This is a genomic window from Ursidibacter sp. B-7004-1, from assembly GCF_053654055.1.
Genome location: NZ_JBSIUP010000027.1, coordinates 1 through 15,638, shown reverse-complemented (window position 1 = coordinate 15,638; position 15,638 = coordinate 1). Strand labels below are relative to the sequence as shown.

The window sequence follows — 15,638 nt, the reverse complement described above, 5'->3', positions numbered from 1 at the left end:
TTTTACCCTATTTATTCCCGAGAGAATGGGATAGGTTGGAAACAGAGTTTTGGCTTAAGTATAGGGTTATACTTAAGGCGGCTAATAGTACTGCTTTTTATAAAAAAAGAAAGGGATTTTTGAGTGGCTTTAATAGATCTTACAAATAATAGCCATTATAAATGCAAACGATTGCTTAGACTGAAAATAAAAAACCCAGCATAAGCTGGGTTTTTCAAATCTAAAACAAAAATTATTTGATTTTTGCTTCTTTATAAACAACGTGTTTACGCACAACTGGATCAAATTTTTTGATTTCCATTTTTTCTGGCATATTACGTTTGTTTTTAGTTGTTGTGTAGAAGTGACCAGTTTCAGCAGTTGAAACTAATTTGATCTTCTCGCGATTACCTTTAGCTGCCATTGGTTACTCCTTAGATTTTTTCGCCACGAGCACGGATTTCAGCTAATACTGCATCAATGCCTTTTTTATCAATAATACGCATACCTTTCGCTGTTAAGCGTAAAGTTACGAAACGGTTTTCGCTCTCAACCCAGAAACGGTGAGTGTGAAGGTTTGGTAGAAAACGACGTTTTGTCGCATTCATTGCGTGCGAACGGTTGTTACCAACAGCTGGACGCTTGCCTGTTACTTGACAGACTCTAGACATTTTTAATTCTCCGATATTACTTAAGCTTAAGCTAAATGGTTCGGGCTATCAGAAGGGCTCAACACCATCTGACGACCTCGTCAGGCACATAACCCGACCCACAGACTATTTTAAAGACTGCGAATTATACTTGCTTTGCATTTTTCATTCAAGGGGAAATTTGCTCATTTTCTGCATCAAACTTCTCTTCTTCGAATGAAAAATAATCGCCTTTTCCTACAATGATATGATCCACAAAACGAATATCCACGAGATCGCATGCCATTTCGATCTTTCGAGTTAAATAACGATCTGCTTCACTGGGCTTACAATTACCTGAAGGGTGGTTATGTGCCACAATAATTGCTGCCGCATTATACTTCAAGGCTGCTTTAATGATTTCTCTTGGGTGAACTGATGCTTGATTGATCGTACCAAAAAATAACTTTTCTTGCTTAATCAAGCGGTGTTGATTATCTAAAAACAGTACCATAAATACTTCTCTCTCATCATCTTCAAACTCTGATTGAAAATACATTACCGCTAAGTAGGGAGCACTGATTGTTTCATTAACTTCCATCTGCTGTGATAAATAACGTTTTGTCATCTCTTTTGTGGCTTGTAGTTGAATATATTGAGTCTGCCCTAAACCTTTTACTTGGCAGAAATCATCTAAGTTTGCCGTCAGTAAGCCACGCAACGAACCAAAGGTATTCAATACTTGGTTAGAGAGTTCCATTACTGGTAAGCCTTTTACTCCTGTGCGTAAAAAAATGGCGAGTAGCTCTTCATCGGTTAAAGATTTTGCACCGAATTGTAATAATTTTTCTCTCGGCATTAGGTTATTTGCTATTTGTTTCATATTTTTTACTCAATTAAATTTTGACGGAAAAAGCATAAAGAAAAGCAAACCTTATACCAAAAGGCTTTGCTAGGTTTTTCGATCGAGATCGTAAAAATAGGGCGTTGTGAGCAAGTACCTATTTGCGTAAAATAGCCTTTTATTTTTAAAAGCAACCTAATTATGCTCAAAAACAAAAAAATTGTTGTTGGAATTACTGGCGGTATTGCAGCGTATAAAACCATTGAACTGATTCGTCTGCTAAAAAAAGCGAATGCAGAGGTTCGAGTTGTTCTTACACCTGCAGCAGAAGCCTTTGTGACACCACTGACGCTACAAGCGATTTCAGGTAATGCGGTTTCACAATCTTTGCTTGATCCTCAAGCAGAGCTGGCAATGGGGCATATTGAGCTAGCTAAATGGGCAGATTTGATCGTCATTGCTCCCGCAACAGCGGATTTTATTGCAAGGCTTGCAATTGGAATGGGCAATGATTTACTTTCAACACTCTGTTTAGCGACAGCCGCTCCGATAATGTTAGCTCCAGCGATGAATCAACAGATGTACAAGCGGTCGGTTGTACAACAAAATTTGCAAAATTTGCGTACACAAGGTGTATTGACCGTTGGGCCAAATAACGGATTTCAAGCTTGTGGTGATATGGGGGAAGGGCGAATGTCTGAACCCGCAGAAATTTTCCAACATATCGCACAGCATTTTTCAGCAACACAAGATCTGCAAGGATTAACGGTTACGATTACCGCAGGACCAACTCGTGAAGCGATTGATCCCGTTCGTTATATCAGCAATCATAGCTCAGGCAAAATGGGATTTGCGATTGCAGAAGCCTTTGCAAAACGTGGGGCAGAAGTCTTTTTAATCAGTGGGCCTGTTAATTTAGCTACGCCCAATAATGTAGAGCGAATTAATGTTGTTTCTGCGGAAGAAATGGCACAACAAGCGGTGAGATTTGCTCAACAATCTGCCATTTTTATCGGTTGTGCAGCAGTGGCAGATTATCGAGTTGAACAGATTGCTGAACAAAAAATCAAGAAAACTGCAGATAACGATCATTTAACGCTTAAATTAGTTAAAAACCCCGATATTATTGCAACTGTGGCACATTTAACTGAACATCGCCCTTTCACAGTGGGCTTTGCTGCTGAAACGGAAAATGTGGCGGAATACGCAAAAAGTAAATTGGTGCGTAAAGGGCTAGATTTAATTTGTGCCAATGATGTCTCTTCAGGACAGGTTTTCGGTTCAGAACAAAATAGCCTTCAGCTCTTTTGGCAAAATGGTGAGAAAATCTTACCGCTTGCCGACAAAAGCCAGCTTGCTACACATTTAGTCAATGAGATTATTGATTTTTATGAAAAGGTGCAATGAAGTTGGAAGTTATTCAAGATCACTTAGGTGAAGGAACTTTTCCAACTTTTGCCAAAGGTTCTTTAGCTAATTTATTATCAGCTTGAAATTCCGATTAAAGATTTACAAGGAAATAAAATGAAACAGATCGATTTAAAAATTTTAGATAGCCGTATTGGCAATGAATTTCCACTTCCAACTTATGCCACAGAAGGCTCTGCAGGGTTAGATTTAAGAGCGTTAATCAATGAACCCTTAACGGTTGAAGCAGGGCAAACAGTGTTAATTCCGACTGGGATCTCTATTTATATCGCTGACCCAAGTTTAGCCGCGGTAATTTTACCAAGATCGGGATTAGGGCATAAAAACGGGATAGTTTTGGGTAATTTAGTCGGGTTAATTGACAGCGATTATCAAGGCCCACTAATGGTTTCATTATGGAATAGAAGCCAAGAGGCTTTTACGGTCAATGTTGGCGATCGTATTGCTCAACTTGTGTTTGTACCAGTGGTACAAGCTCAATTTAATCTTGTACAAGATTTCACCGCAACTGAGCGTGGCGAAGGCGGTTTTGGGCATTCAGGTAAGCAGTAATAAGCGGTAAGTTCTCGCTAAAAATTTGTAAAAAGGGGATAAAATGACAGAAATTGTCGTGAAAATGCCAAAAAAATCTATTAAAGAGCGTCAGCAACAAGTGCTAGAGGTGTTGATTGGCTTACTCAATTCCGAAACAGGAATGCAGCGTATTACAACGGAGCGTTTAGCAGCAGCGGTTGGGGTATCAGAAGGGGCGTTATACCGCTATTTTCCAAGTAAAACCAAAATGTTTGAAGCCCTAATCGAGCGAATTGAATTTACTTTAACCAGCTATATCAATGCGAGTAAACGAAAAGAAAATACTGAATCAGCAGTTAAAGCAATCTTACAAACTATTTTAGAATTTGCTCAAAAAAACCCTGGGGTTACACGCATTTTAACAGGACACGCTTTGATGTTTGAAGATAAGGAGCTTAAAGCTCGTGTCGCTAAATTTTTCGATGGGCTAGAGCTACAATTTGTCAATATTCTTCAAATGCGTAAACTTAAAGAAGGGCGAGCTTTTGCTGATGAACGTGCATTGGCAGGTTATTTAGTTAATTTTTGTGAAGGACAATTTTTACGCCTTGTTCGCTCAAACTTTACCTTCAATCAGCACCAACACTTTGAAAAACAGTGGGCGTTGATCAAACCACTTTTCTACTAGTTTCTATATAGGATAGATAATGATTATTCCTTGGCAATCTTTGGAAGAAACAACGTTGAACAATATTCTAGACTCTTTTATTTTACGAGAAGGGACGGATTACGGTGTTAGAGAGCTTTCGCTCACAGAAAAAAGGGAGAGATTACTGGCTCAGTTAAAAGCTGATCAAGTTGTGATTGTGTGGTCTGAACTACACGAAAGCCTTGATATTAAAGACAAAAAATCTTTCTTAGGGAATTAATGAATTTGTGCTAAAATTACGCAAGCAAATTATGCTGTAAATGGATTAAAAGGCTTATTATATGCAAGATGTTTCTATTTCTACCGCTCAACTTGAAAATGTATCTCCTTTACCATCAATTCACGATCCTGCAGTAGAGTGGTTTTTAACTCACTGTCATATCCATCGTTATCCTGCTAAATATACTCTTATTCACGCAGGGGAAGATGCTGAGTCGCTGTTTTATATCGTAAATGGTTCAGTTTCAGTGTTTATTAAAGATGATGACGGCAAAGAAATGCTCTTAACTAATCTTGGGCAAGGAGAGTTTGTCGGTGAGATTAGCTTGTTTGAAGAACGTACTCAGCCACGAACCGCTTGGGTTAGAACCAAAGGTAATTGTGAAATTGCGGAAATTTCTTATAAAAAGTTTAAACAACTCGTCCATTTAAACCCTGATATTTTAATGTATTTATCCGCTCAAATGGCTCGCCGTTTACGAATGACATCTCGCCAAGTCAGTAATCTTGCATTCTTAGATGTAACGGGGCGTATTGCACAAACCTTAATGAACCTAGCCAAAATGCCAGATGCGATGACTCACCCACAAGGTATGCAAATTAAAATTACTCGTCAAGAAATCGGACAAATGGTGGGCTGTTCTCGGGAAACGGTTGGACGTATCTTAAAAATGCTTGAAGATGATGGACTAATCTCAGCCCACGGGAAAACGATAGTGGTATTTGGGGCAAGGTAGTCTTAAAAATAAACTAGATATAGAATATGCGATATCTAGTTTATTTTTTCAATGTTATCAATATTTTCCTTCCTAGAATTTATGCGAAGTTATCTTTACACTTCTGTCATCATTTTGTCATATTTATTTCTTAGACTTTGCATTGTGAAATCACTTAACTCATTAAGGAGAAAACAATGCTATCCAAAGTGTTCAAACCTTTAACGGTATTAGGTCTTTCTTTTGCAATTATGCAATCGGCGAATGCAGAAACAATTACAGGGGCTGGTGCATCTTTCCCGTATCCGATTTATGCAAAATGGGCTGGTTTATATGAAAAAGAAACGGCTAATCGAGTGAATTATCAATCAATTGGTTCTGGTGGTGGTCAGCAACAAATTATTGCTAAAACCATTGATTTTGGTGCTTCTGATGATCCAATGAAAGCACAGGCATTAGATGACAACCAATTATTACAGTTCCCAGCGATTATTGGTGGAACAGTGCCAGTGGTAAATATTCCTGAAGTGAAATCAGGTGAATTGAAACTTTCTGGTGCAGTGTTAGCGGATATTTTCTTAGGTAAGATCAAAAAATGGAACGACCCAGCAATTTCTCAGTTAAATCAAGGAATTGTATTACCAGAGAAAAATATTTTAGTAGTTCGCCGTTCAGATGGTTCAGGCACCACATTTGGTTGGACGAATTACCTTTCTAAAGTATCACCTGAATGGAAAGAAAAAGTAGGCGAAGGGAAATCTGTTAAATGGCCTGTTGGACAAGGTGGTAAAGGTAATGAGGGTGTTGCGGCTTATGTCAAACAGCTTAAATATTCTATCGGTTATGTAGAATATGCCTATGCAAAACAAAACCAGTTATCGTGGGTTGCATTACAAAATGCAGATGGGCATTTCGTTCAACCATCTCGTGAAACTTTTGCTGCTGCGGCTGCTAATGCGAAATGGGATAGTGAAGCTGGAATGGGCGTCATTTTAACTAACGAAGCAGGTGAGCAATCTTGGCCTATCACCGCTGCGAGCTTTATCTTAATTCACAAAAATAGTGAAAAACCTGAGCAGACAAAAAGTGTATTCAAATTCTTTGAATGGGCATTCCAAAATGGGAAAGAATCTGCATCAGAGCTAGATTATGTGCCATTACCAGACAATGTTGTTGAGCAGATCAAAACACATTGGAAAAATGAAGTAAAAGATAAGCAAGGCAACGCCTTATATTAGTTAAAAATCGAATTGCAAGAAATTCGGTAAAACAGACCGCTTGTTGTAGAGTAATTTCTATAACAAGCTCTTAAGAAGTAAATGTTATGCATAAAATTGATAATAAATGCTTAAATCACCCTTGGATCGAGGGCTTGTTTAAAAATACAACACGTTTTTTTGCGGTATTTGTTTTTGCAGTACTCTCTGCAATTTTACTCTCTCTTATTATCGGTAGTTGGGATTCCATTACTCGTTTTAATCTGGCTTTTTTATGGACAAATGATTGGGATCCAGTACAAGATAGCTATGGTGCATTAGTTCCTATTATTGGTACACTTATCTCAGCAGGAATTGCTCTGTTGATTGCTGTACCAATTTCTTTTGGTATCGCAACCTTTTTAACAGAACTCTCACCAGAATGGTTAAAACGCCCTATCGGTACTGCGGTGGAAATGCTGGCTGCCATTCCATCAATAATTTATGGTATGTGGGGCTTGTTTGTTTTTGTGCCATTATTCCAAGAATATGTTCAGCCTCATTTAATTGAAACCTTTGGTGATCTACCTGTTATCGGTATCTTATTTTCTGGAGCTCCTTTCGGCATCGGATTATTTACCGCAGGCTTAGTGCTTGCCATTATGATTATTCCTTTTATCGCATCAGTGATGCGTGATGTTTTTAGCGTTGTGCCACCATTATTAAAAGAATCTGCTTATGGACTTGGCTCAACAACGTGGGAAGTGATTTGGAAAGTTGTACTACCTTATACAAAAACAGGGGTTATTGGCAGTATTATGCTTGGACTTGGGCGAGCATTAGGCGAAACAATGGCAGTAACTTTTGTTATTGGTAATGCCTTCCAATTGCCTGACTCTATCTTCTCACCTTCAACCTCTATTGCCTCAGCAATTGCAAATGAATTTAACGAAGCGGGTGGTTTACAAAAATCAGCCTTAATGGAACTCGGTTTAATTCTATTCTTAATTACCACTTTAGTACTTGGGGCTTCACGCTTATTGATTATGCGTATGACAAAACTAGAAGGAAAACGCTAATGAAGTCTTTTCAAAATCAACGGTTTTATTGCCGTAAAATTAAAAATCAAGTAATGCTTGGATTAGCTTATCTTGCGGTAATTTTTGGTCTATTTTGGTTAGTTTGGATTCTCTATACCTTAGTGATGAAAGGGATCCCTGCGTTATCTTTCGATCTCTTTACCCAAGCAACACCTGCACCGAATGAAAAAGGTGGCTTAATGAATGCTATTTTAGGGTCGATTTTAATGGTTTCAGTTGCAACCTTTATTGCAACACCTATCGGCATTTTGGCAGGCACTTATTTAAGTGAATACGGCAGATACTCTTATTTAGCCAAAGTGACTCGTTTTCTGAACGATATTTTACTTTCTGCTCCATCAATTATCATTGGTTTATTTATCTATGCCATTTATGTTGCACAGGTACAACATTATTCAGGTTGGGCAGGATCATTAGCCCTTGCAATGTTGGTTATTCCCGTTGTTGTGAGAACTACCGATAGTATGCTTAACCTTGTTCCGAATAACTTGCGAGAAGCAGCGGCTGCTTTAGGTTGCCCACAGTGGCGAGTGATTACAATGATCTGCTACCGAGCAGCTCGCTCAGGGATTATCACAGGGGTATTATTATCTGTTGCTCGTATTTCAGGCGAAACTGCACCTTTACTCTTTACTGCACTTTCCAACCAATTCACTTCGTGGGATATGAATGGACCAATGGCAAACCTGCCTGTGGTGATCTACCAATATGCTGCAAGCCCATTTGAAGACTGGAATAATTTAGCGTGGGCAGGGGCAACACTGATTACCCTATTTGTCCTTTCGCTTAACGTATTAACGCGTGTTTACTTTAACAAACACAAATAAGGAATAATAAGAATGAATACTTTACTTAACCAAATTGACGCAAAAATAACAGTAAATAACTTAAATTTTTACTATGGTGATTTCCACGCTTTAAAGAATATCAATATGCCAATTGCCCGTAATAAAGTTACCGCTTTTATCGGACCATCAGGCTGTGGAAAATCGACCTTACTTCGTACTTTTAACCGTATGTTTGAGCTTTATCCAAACCAACGTGCAACGGGAGAAATTAACTTAGAAGGCGAGAATTTACTGACTTCACATACTGATATTTCCATTATTCGTGCGAAGGTGGGAATGGTTTTCCAAAAACCGACACCTTTCCCAATGTCGATTTATGATAATGTCGCTTTTGGTATTCGTTTATTTGAAAAGTTACCGAAATCGGAACTTAATGATCGTGTTGAGTGGGCATTAACCAAAGCAGCACTTTGGAATGAAGTAAAACATAAATTGCACCAAAGTGGCGATAGTTTGTCAGGCGGACAACAACAGCGTTTATGTATTGCTCGTGGAATTGCAGTAAAACCAGACGTATTATTACTTGATGAACCTTGTTCGGCACTTGACCCCATCTCAACAATGAAAATTGAAGAACTCATTACCGAATTAAAACACGACTATACCGTTGCCATTGTAACCCACAATATGCAACAAGCAGCACGCTGTTCAGACTATACCGCTTATATGTATTTAGGCGAGCTAGTGGAGTTTGGCGAAACTAAGCAAATCTTCGATAAACCGAAAAATCAACGGACAGAAGATTATATTAAAGGTAGAATGGGCTAGATGTAAGTTAAGTATAGTCAATTATTTTCTGCCTTCACTTACGGAGGCAGATTGTTGCCAAATGGTGTTTCCTAGCACTTCGGCTAATACCTTTCTTACATACATATCCATATTATTCAATCATTTACACTTAATAGGAATTCATATAATGTCAAATAACATTCTTATCGTGGAAGATGAACGAGCAATCCGAGAGATGATCGCACTCTATTTACTCAAACAAAAATATGATGTGATTGAAGCGGAAGACTATCAAAGTGCGGTCAATAAAATGGCAGAAAAGCCTAAACTTATTCTGCTGGATTGGATGTTACCAGGGCGATCTGGCATTCAATTTTTGGAATATCTTAAGAAAAACGAAGAAACAGCAAAAATTCCTGTCATTATGCTAACGGCTCGCAGTGCAGAAGAAGATTGTATTACAGGACTCAGTGCAGGAGCGGACGATTACATTACCAAACCTTTTTCGCCGAAAATCTTACTTGCTCGTATTGAAGCGGTTTGGCGACGTAGTTACGATCCGCCTAGTGCATTACTCAATATTGATAATTTAGTTATCGATCAGCAAGCTCAACGTGTTAGCTTTGAAGGAAAATCTATCGATCTCAGTGGAACTGAATATAAGTTACTGCATTTCTTTATGACTCACCCTGAAAAAGTGTATAACCGAGAGCAACTGCTTGATTTTATTTGGGGTAATGATATTTATGTGGAAGACCGAACGGTCGATTCCTATATCCGCCGATTACGAAAAAACCTTGAACCCTATGGTTTTGATCGTTATATCCAAACAGTTCGTGGTTCTGGTTATCGCTTTTCAACGCATTTTCAGGATAACTAATGAAACTCAACATTTCACTCAAACATTTTGTCCTTGAATTGTTATTATCTGTGGGGATCGCTTTCCTGCTCTCACTTTTTGCTAAAGAATTTACTTTTTGGTTTTCTAGTATTTTAATTTTATTACTTGTTTGGCATCACTATAATGAATTTAGCTTATTGCAAATTATTAACCCAAACCGACCGCTTGAGAAAGTTAAAAAAGTAAGCGGTATCGAGCATATTTCCCAAACAGCAGCTTACTATCAAGCACGCTCACGCCGAGAAAAAATTAAAACATTACGCTTACTGTCTAAATTAAACCGTAATATTCAATATTTGCCAGATGCGATTATTATCTGTGAACATAATGGCGATATTTCTTGGTGTAACAATGTTGCCCAAGATATGTTTGCTTTCTTTTGGGATAAAAAATCCACTAAAAGCATTTTTAACGTGATTTTCTACCCTGAATTTAAGCATTATTTTCGTCAGCCGAACCGCAACCGACCGCTTGTATTATTGACTCACAATCAACGTTATATTGAACTTAATTTAAATAGCTACGATAGCGAATCTTACTTAATTATTGCGAGAGATGTCACATCGTTTATTCGCCTACTTCATACTCGCCAAACCTTTTTGGCGAATATGAACCACGAATTACGCACACCTTTAACCGTTCTTCAAGGTTATTTAGAGATGTTAGAAGGCGAATTAGATAACCCTACGTTACAGAAAAAAGCCATCGAAGCGATGAAAGAGCAGAGCCAGCGAATGAATAATTTGCTACAACAGCTGAGTATTTTGGCGAAAATTGAAGGCTCTAATAATACGGAACATCAAGCAATCGATCTCTCTCAACTGATTTTAACTATTCGTAAAAATACCGATATTCTACACGATAGCCAACAACAGATTGAGTTTAATATCGAGCCAGATATTTTTGTGATAGGTGATGAAGGGCAGTTACAAAGTGCAGTTTCAAACTTAATTTACAACGCTGTTCATCACGCAGGGAATGATGCAACGATTAAAATTAGCTTAGAAAAAACCGCACAGGGTATTAGGTTCTGTGTGGAAGATAATGGCGTAGGAATCGAAGCTCAACATCTCGCCCATCTAACTGAACGTTTTTATCGTGTAGATGAGTCTCGTAGCCATAAAACAGGCGGTAGTGGTTTAGGATTAGCTATTGTGAAACACGCCTTAGAGCAACACCATAGTTACCTTGAAATTCAGAGTGAAGTCGGCAAAGGTAGCCAATTCGCTTTTGTGATTAAAGATGAATTTATACAGAGTCGCTGAAATAGACAAGCGGTAAGATTAGTAGAGTGATTTGCAAAATTGCTCGCTGATCTTACCGCTTATCATAAGGTTGGTAGGTTTCCCTACCGCTCTCTATTATCTGGCTAGCTATTTACCCAAATTATCAAAGAATTTTTTCACGCCATCAAAAAAACCTTGATGTTTCGGACGGTTTTTACCTGTTCCTTCTAAACTTTCTTCTAATTTACGCAGTAATTCTTTCTGCTCTTCATTGAGTGAAACTGGGGTTTCAATAATCACTTTGCAGATTAAATCCCCTGCATAGCCGCCTCTTGGAGAAGACACGCCTTTGCCACGCACTCGGAAAAGTTTACCTGTTTGCGTTTCAGCTGGGATTTTTAATTTCACTCTGCCATCTAGGGTTGGCACTTCGATCTCACCACCTAATGCAGCCATTGTGAAACTAATCGGCACTTCGCAATAGAGATTTGATCCATCACGCACAAAAATATCGTGCTCTTTAACGTGAATTACAACATATAAATCGCCTGCTGGTGCACCGTTCTCACCTGCAGCACCTTCGCCTGATAAGCGTAATTGATTGCCTGTATCAACGCCTGGTGGAATAGTAACAGAGAGATTTTTGGTTTTATGAACACGTCCATCACCGTGACACGATTTACAAGGTTTCTCGATTTTCTTACCTGTGCCGTGGCAAGTTGGACAGGCTTGTTCTGTCATAAAGAAACCTTGCTGACGGCGAATGCGTCCTGACCCGTGACAGCTTGGACAGGTTTCCACTTTGCTTCCAGCTTCGGCACCGCTACCGTGACAAGAATCACATTCTGCAAGTGTTTGAATACGAATATCTTTTTTCACGCCACGAACGGCTTCTTCAAGGGTGATCTCAAGGTTGTATTGTAAGTCATCACCACGCACAACACGCTGACGACCACGTCCACTACCGCCAAAGCCACCACCAAACATTTCGCTGAAAATATCTTCAAAGCCACCGAAACCGCCACCACCAAATCCGCCGAAGCCACCGCCTCCGCCAAATCCACCTTGTTCAAAGGCTTGATGACCGTATTGGTCGTACATTGCACGTTTCTCACTGTCGCCTAACACTTCGTAGGCTTCTTTGATCTCTTTAAATTTTTCTTCTGCTTCTTTACTGCCTTGGTTTTTGTCAGGGTGATGCTTTGCTGCCAAACGTTTGTAGGCACGTTTGATCTCCTGCTCACTCGCCCCTTTGCTTAACCCAAGGACTTCATAATAATCACGTTTTGACATAATGTTTCCATTTTAAATTTGTAAAATTTTGCTGAAATTTGACCGCTTGTATAAATAATTCTGCCTCCGTTTACGGGGGAAGTACCGCCAAAGGCGGGGTAGGGGGCAAACAAGCGGTGTGTTTTGCACAAAATTTTGTAAATGCCCCCTTCGGTTTCGCTACGCTCAACCACTTCCCCCGCAAGCGGGGCGGGGGCAGAATTTTTCTAACAATGTGCCACCACCGACATAAACACATCCCCCCTGATGGCGCTCGTGTCCACACGAGTGCCTTTTATTCATTTCAGCACCCGTTAAAAACGGGCGCTATCGGGGGTATTTGTAGGGACACGATGTTTCGTGTCCACATTCTAACAATGTGCTACGACCGACACAAATACATCAACCTTTCCGTCTGGCTGATACTGCTCAAAATCAACCGTAAAAGCTCGTCTTAATAAACCTTGTTTTCCTTTGCGATTGATGTTTTCCCACGTTTCGCCAAGTAACTCAACTTTAGTGCTGAATTTTTCATACCACGTTAAATCTTCAATCATAATTGGCATATTTTGATTTGGCGTTTCTGTTGCAATCGCAAAATCATAACCTTGTTCGGTATAGTTGAAATAAATCCCATAACATTGACTATTTTTAGGTAATTCAACAGATTGCCAAAGTGGTTGAAAATCTTCGCTTGTTGTGGCTTGGTCAAATGTTTTAACTATAATTGGGTAGAGTTTCATTTTGGTTTATTTGCAAAGTTTTGGTGAAATCTGACCGCTTGTTAATTACGAATTTAACTCTATGTTACCAAATCTCTGATGGCTCTCGTGTCCACACGAGTGCCTTTTATACATTTCAGCACCCGTTAAAAACGGGCGCTATCAGGAGATAAATTCTTAATCGAAAAATAGACCAATGTATTGGATATTTTTTCGATCAAGTTCCCCTCTTTAGCAAAGAGGGGTTAGGGGAAATTTGGTTACGATGTTAAATCGTATATAAGCCAAAGGGGCGTATACAATACGCCCCTATAATCATTCAGACAAATTACTTATTGTCTTTCACTTCTTCAAACTCAGCATCCACTACGCCGTCATCTTTTTGGCTTTGTTGGGCTTGTTGCTGACCTTGTTGAGCTTGTGCTTGACCTGCTTGGATAAGTGGTTCAGACACTTTCACTAAAGCCTCAATTTTCGCTTCGATGTCTGCTTTATCTTCGCCTTTTGCTGCTTTCTCAAGCTCTGCAACGGCTTCTTCGATCTTCGCTTTATCGTCTGCATTTAATGCTTCGCCTGCTTCAGTGATTTGTTTACGCGTTGAGTGAACAATCGCATCAGCTTGGTTGCGAGTTTGGACTAACTCTTCAAATTTGCGGTCTGCTTCTGCGTTTGCTTCTGCATCACGCACCATTTGCTCAACTTCAGCATCACTTAAACCAGAAGATGCTTTGATTGTGATTTTTTGCTCTTTACCTGTGTTCTTATCTTTCGCTGACACGTGTAAGATACCATCTGCGTCAATATCGAACGTTACTTCAATTTGTGGCATACCACGTGGTGCAGGTTGAATACCATCTAGGTTGAATTGACCTAACGATTTGTTATCGCTTGCACGTTTACGTTCACCTTGTAATACGTGGATAGTTACTGCACTTTGGTTATCTTCCGCTGTTGAGAACACTTGGCTATGTTTCGTTGGGATTGTGGTATTTTTCTCAATAAGTTTTGTCATTACGCTACCCATTGTTTCAATACCTAATGATAATGGTGTTACGTCTAATAAAAGAACGTCTGTTACATCACCCGCTAAAACACCACCTTGTACAGCAGCACCGATTGCAACCGCTTCATCTGGGTTTACATCTTTACGTGGTTCTTTACCGAAGAATTCAGCCACTTTTTGTTGTACTAATGGCATACGAGTTTGACCACCAACTAAAATCACATCATTGATTTCAGATACGGATAATCCTGCATCGGCTAATGCCACTTTCACTGGCTCTAATGAGCGTGCGACTAAATCTTCAACAAGTGCTTCTAATTTTGCACGCGTTACGGTTAAAACTAAGTGTTTAGGGCCTGTTGCATCGGCAGTAATATACGGTAAGTTTACTTCCGTAGATTGTGCTGATGAAAGCTCAATTTTTGCTTTTTCTGCGGCTTCTTTCACACGTTGCATTGCCATTGAGTCGTTGCGTAAATCAACGCCTTGTTCTTTTTTGAACTCTTCTACTAAGTAGTTGATTAAACGGTTATCAAAGTCTTCACCACCTAAGTGAGTATCGCCGTTGGTTGCACGCACTTCAAAGGTTTGCTCGCCATCAAAATTATCAATTTCGATAATTGACAAGTCGAATGTACCACCACCTAAGTCGTAAACTGCGATGATTTGGTTCTCTTTCTTAGAGTCTAAACCGTAAGCTAACGCCGCTGCTGTTGGCTCGTTGATGATACGTTTAACTTCTAAACCTGCGATACGACCTGCATCTTTAGTTGCTTGGCGTTGTGCATCGTTGAAGTATGCTGGTACAGTAATAACCGCTTCTGTTACTGGCTCGCCTAAGAAGTCTTCTGCGGTTTTCTTCATTTTTTTCAACACTTCCGCAGAAATTTGTGGCGGAGCCATTTTCTCGCCTTTTACCGTTACCCACGCATCGCCATTATCTGCTTTGCTGATTTCAAACGGCATAATTTCGATATCACGTTGTACTTCTTTATCTTCAAAACGGCGACCGATTAAGCGTTTGATTGCAAATAATGTATTTTTCGGGTTGGTAATCGCCTGACGTTTTGCTGGTTGACCCACGAGTGTTTCTTTATCGGTATAAGCAATGATTGATGGTGTTGTGCGTGCGCCTTCTGCATTTTCAAGCACGCGTGGTTTATCACCGTCCATTACTGCTACACAAGAGTTGGTTGTACCTAAGTCAATACCAATAATTTTTCCCATTTTAAATTCTCCAAGTTGTATGTTCGTTAAAGTTAGCTACAAGATAGGGTTACTTCTCTACATTTCAAGCCAACTTAAAAGATTTTAAATAAACGGGAAGTTCTTTGACGTTCCCGCTCAGACGAAACAATAAATAGAGATAAATTTGAGAGTTTCAAGGGGTGATATAAAAAAATTTAAAAAAATTTAAGAACTAAAGTAAATTAAAAGTTAGGTTAATCTATAAAAATAAGGATAACTCAGTGAAATAGTGATAGCTAATACATTCTTTTATCGTAAAAAATCAAGCTAAGTGTAATGGAATTAAAAAAGGATTATAACAACTATGCAGAAAAATCAACACTCCTTACTATTGGGATAGTTTCAAAGTCGAGAAC

General features: G+C 39.2%; 17 protein-coding genes. 11 read left to right on the top strand and 6 right to left on the bottom strand.

Going from position 1 to position 15,638, the window contains the following annotated elements; genetic code table 11:
- Positions 1–232 precede the first annotated feature (232 nt).
- The 3 genes from rpmG to radC all read right to left on the bottom strand — a co-directional run bounded on the left by rpmG (position 233) and on the right by radC (position 1,491).
- Entirely contained in the window at positions 233–403 is a 171-nt protein-coding gene (gene rpmG, locus ACWIW0_RS09180) for a 50S ribosomal protein L33 (protein WP_005624479.1), read from the bottom strand.
- A 10-nt stretch (positions 404–413) separates the two neighbouring features.
- A complete protein-coding gene (gene rpmB / locus ACWIW0_RS09175) occupies positions 414–650 on the bottom strand; it encodes a 50S ribosomal protein L28 (protein WP_006251446.1) in 237 nt (78 codons plus the stop codon).
- A gap of 148 nt (positions 651–798) precedes the next feature.
- On the bottom strand, positions 799–1,491 hold the full coding sequence (gene radC, locus ACWIW0_RS09170; protein ID WP_454453067.1) for a RadC family protein: 693 nt from the start codon (positions 1,489–1,491) through the stop codon (positions 799–801).
- 162 nt (positions 1,492–1,653) lie between these two features.
- Here radC and coaBC point away from each other — a divergent pair, with 162 nt between their 5' ends.
- The 11 genes from coaBC (at position 1,654) to phoR (ending at position 11,076) form a co-directional block, all read left to right on the top strand.
- Positions 1,654–2,859 carry a bifunctional phosphopantothenoylcysteine decarboxylase/phosphopantothenate--cysteine ligase CoaBC gene (gene coaBC / locus ACWIW0_RS09165; RefSeq protein WP_454453066.1) on the top strand — a complete coding sequence of 402 codons (1,206 nt, stop codon included), beginning with the start codon at positions 1,654–1,656 and terminating at the stop codon, positions 2,857–2,859.
- A gap of 117 nt (positions 2,860–2,976) precedes the next feature.
- Complete coding sequence (gene dut, locus ACWIW0_RS09160) at positions 2,977–3,432, top strand: dUTP diphosphatase (RefSeq protein WP_454447269.1); 456 nt, start codon at positions 2,977–2,979, stop codon at positions 3,430–3,432.
- Between the two features lie 43 nt (positions 3,433–3,475).
- Positions 3,476–4,081, top strand: coding sequence for a nucleoid occlusion factor SlmA (gene slmA, locus ACWIW0_RS09155; protein WP_454447268.1), 606 nt, complete (start codon positions 3,476–3,478; stop codon positions 4,079–4,081).
- Positions 4,082–4,100: 19 nt separating this feature from the next.
- Complete coding sequence (locus ACWIW0_RS09150; protein ID WP_454447267.1) at positions 4,101–4,322, top strand: YheU family protein; 222 nt, start codon at positions 4,101–4,103, stop codon at positions 4,320–4,322.
- 61 nt (positions 4,323–4,383) lie between these two features.
- The gene (gene crp / locus ACWIW0_RS09145; protein ID WP_454453065.1) at positions 4,384–5,058 is read left to right on the top strand and encodes a cAMP-activated global transcriptional regulator CRP; all 675 of its coding nucleotides are present in this window, start codon (positions 4,384–4,386) and stop codon (positions 5,056–5,058) included.
- Between the two features lie 176 nt (positions 5,059–5,234).
- The gene (gene pstS, locus ACWIW0_RS09140; protein WP_454447232.1) at positions 5,235–6,275 is read left to right on the top strand and encodes a phosphate ABC transporter substrate-binding protein PstS; all 1,041 of its coding nucleotides are present in this window, start codon (positions 5,235–5,237) and stop codon (positions 6,273–6,275) included.
- 86 nt (positions 6,276–6,361) lie between these two features.
- Positions 6,362–7,312 (top strand): phosphate ABC transporter permease subunit PstC, encoded by a 951-nt coding sequence (pstC, locus tag ACWIW0_RS09135; protein WP_454447231.1) that lies wholly within the window; start codon positions 6,362–6,364, stop codon positions 7,310–7,312.
- Positions 7,312–8,160, top strand: a complete 849-nt coding sequence (gene pstA, locus ACWIW0_RS09130; RefSeq protein ID WP_157393895.1) for a phosphate ABC transporter permease PstA — start codon at positions 7,312–7,314, stop codon at positions 8,158–8,160. The genes pstC and pstA overlap by 1 nt, the downstream gene beginning before the upstream one ends.
- Positions 8,161–8,172: 12 nt before the next feature.
- Positions 8,173–8,949: a phosphate ABC transporter ATP-binding protein PstB gene (gene pstB / locus ACWIW0_RS09125; protein ID WP_157393896.1), complete on the top strand. Its 777-nt coding sequence runs from the start codon at positions 8,173–8,175 to the stop codon at positions 8,947–8,949.
- Between the two features lie 148 nt (positions 8,950–9,097).
- On the top strand, positions 9,098–9,790 hold the full coding sequence (gene phoB / locus ACWIW0_RS09120; protein WP_157393897.1) for a phosphate regulon transcriptional regulator PhoB: 693 nt from the start codon (positions 9,098–9,100) through the stop codon (positions 9,788–9,790).
- Complete coding sequence (phoR, locus tag ACWIW0_RS09115) at positions 9,790–11,076, top strand: phosphate regulon sensor histidine kinase PhoR (protein ID WP_454453064.1); 1,287 nt, start codon at positions 9,790–9,792, stop codon at positions 11,074–11,076. Before phoB ends, phoR begins: the two co-directional genes overlap by 1 nt.
- Positions 11,077–11,184: 108 nt before the next feature.
- On the opposite strand, the gene dnaJ is transcribed toward phoR, so the two are convergent.
- The 3 genes from dnaJ to dnaK all read right to left on the bottom strand — a co-directional run bounded on the left by dnaJ (position 11,185) and on the right by dnaK (position 15,261).
- Positions 11,185–12,330 (bottom strand): molecular chaperone DnaJ, encoded by a 1,146-nt coding sequence (dnaJ, locus tag ACWIW0_RS09110; protein ID WP_454453063.1) that lies wholly within the window; start codon positions 12,328–12,330, stop codon positions 11,185–11,187.
- A 350-nt stretch (positions 12,331–12,680) separates the two neighbouring features.
- Complete coding sequence (locus ACWIW0_RS09105) at positions 12,681–13,052, bottom strand: GyrI-like domain-containing protein (RefSeq protein WP_454453062.1); 372 nt, start codon at positions 13,050–13,052, stop codon at positions 12,681–12,683.
- 307 nt (positions 13,053–13,359) lie between these two features.
- Positions 13,360–15,261, bottom strand: a complete 1,902-nt coding sequence (gene dnaK, locus ACWIW0_RS09100) for a molecular chaperone DnaK (protein ID WP_454453061.1) — start codon at positions 15,259–15,261, stop codon at positions 13,360–13,362.
- Positions 15,262–15,638 lie beyond the last annotated feature (377 nt).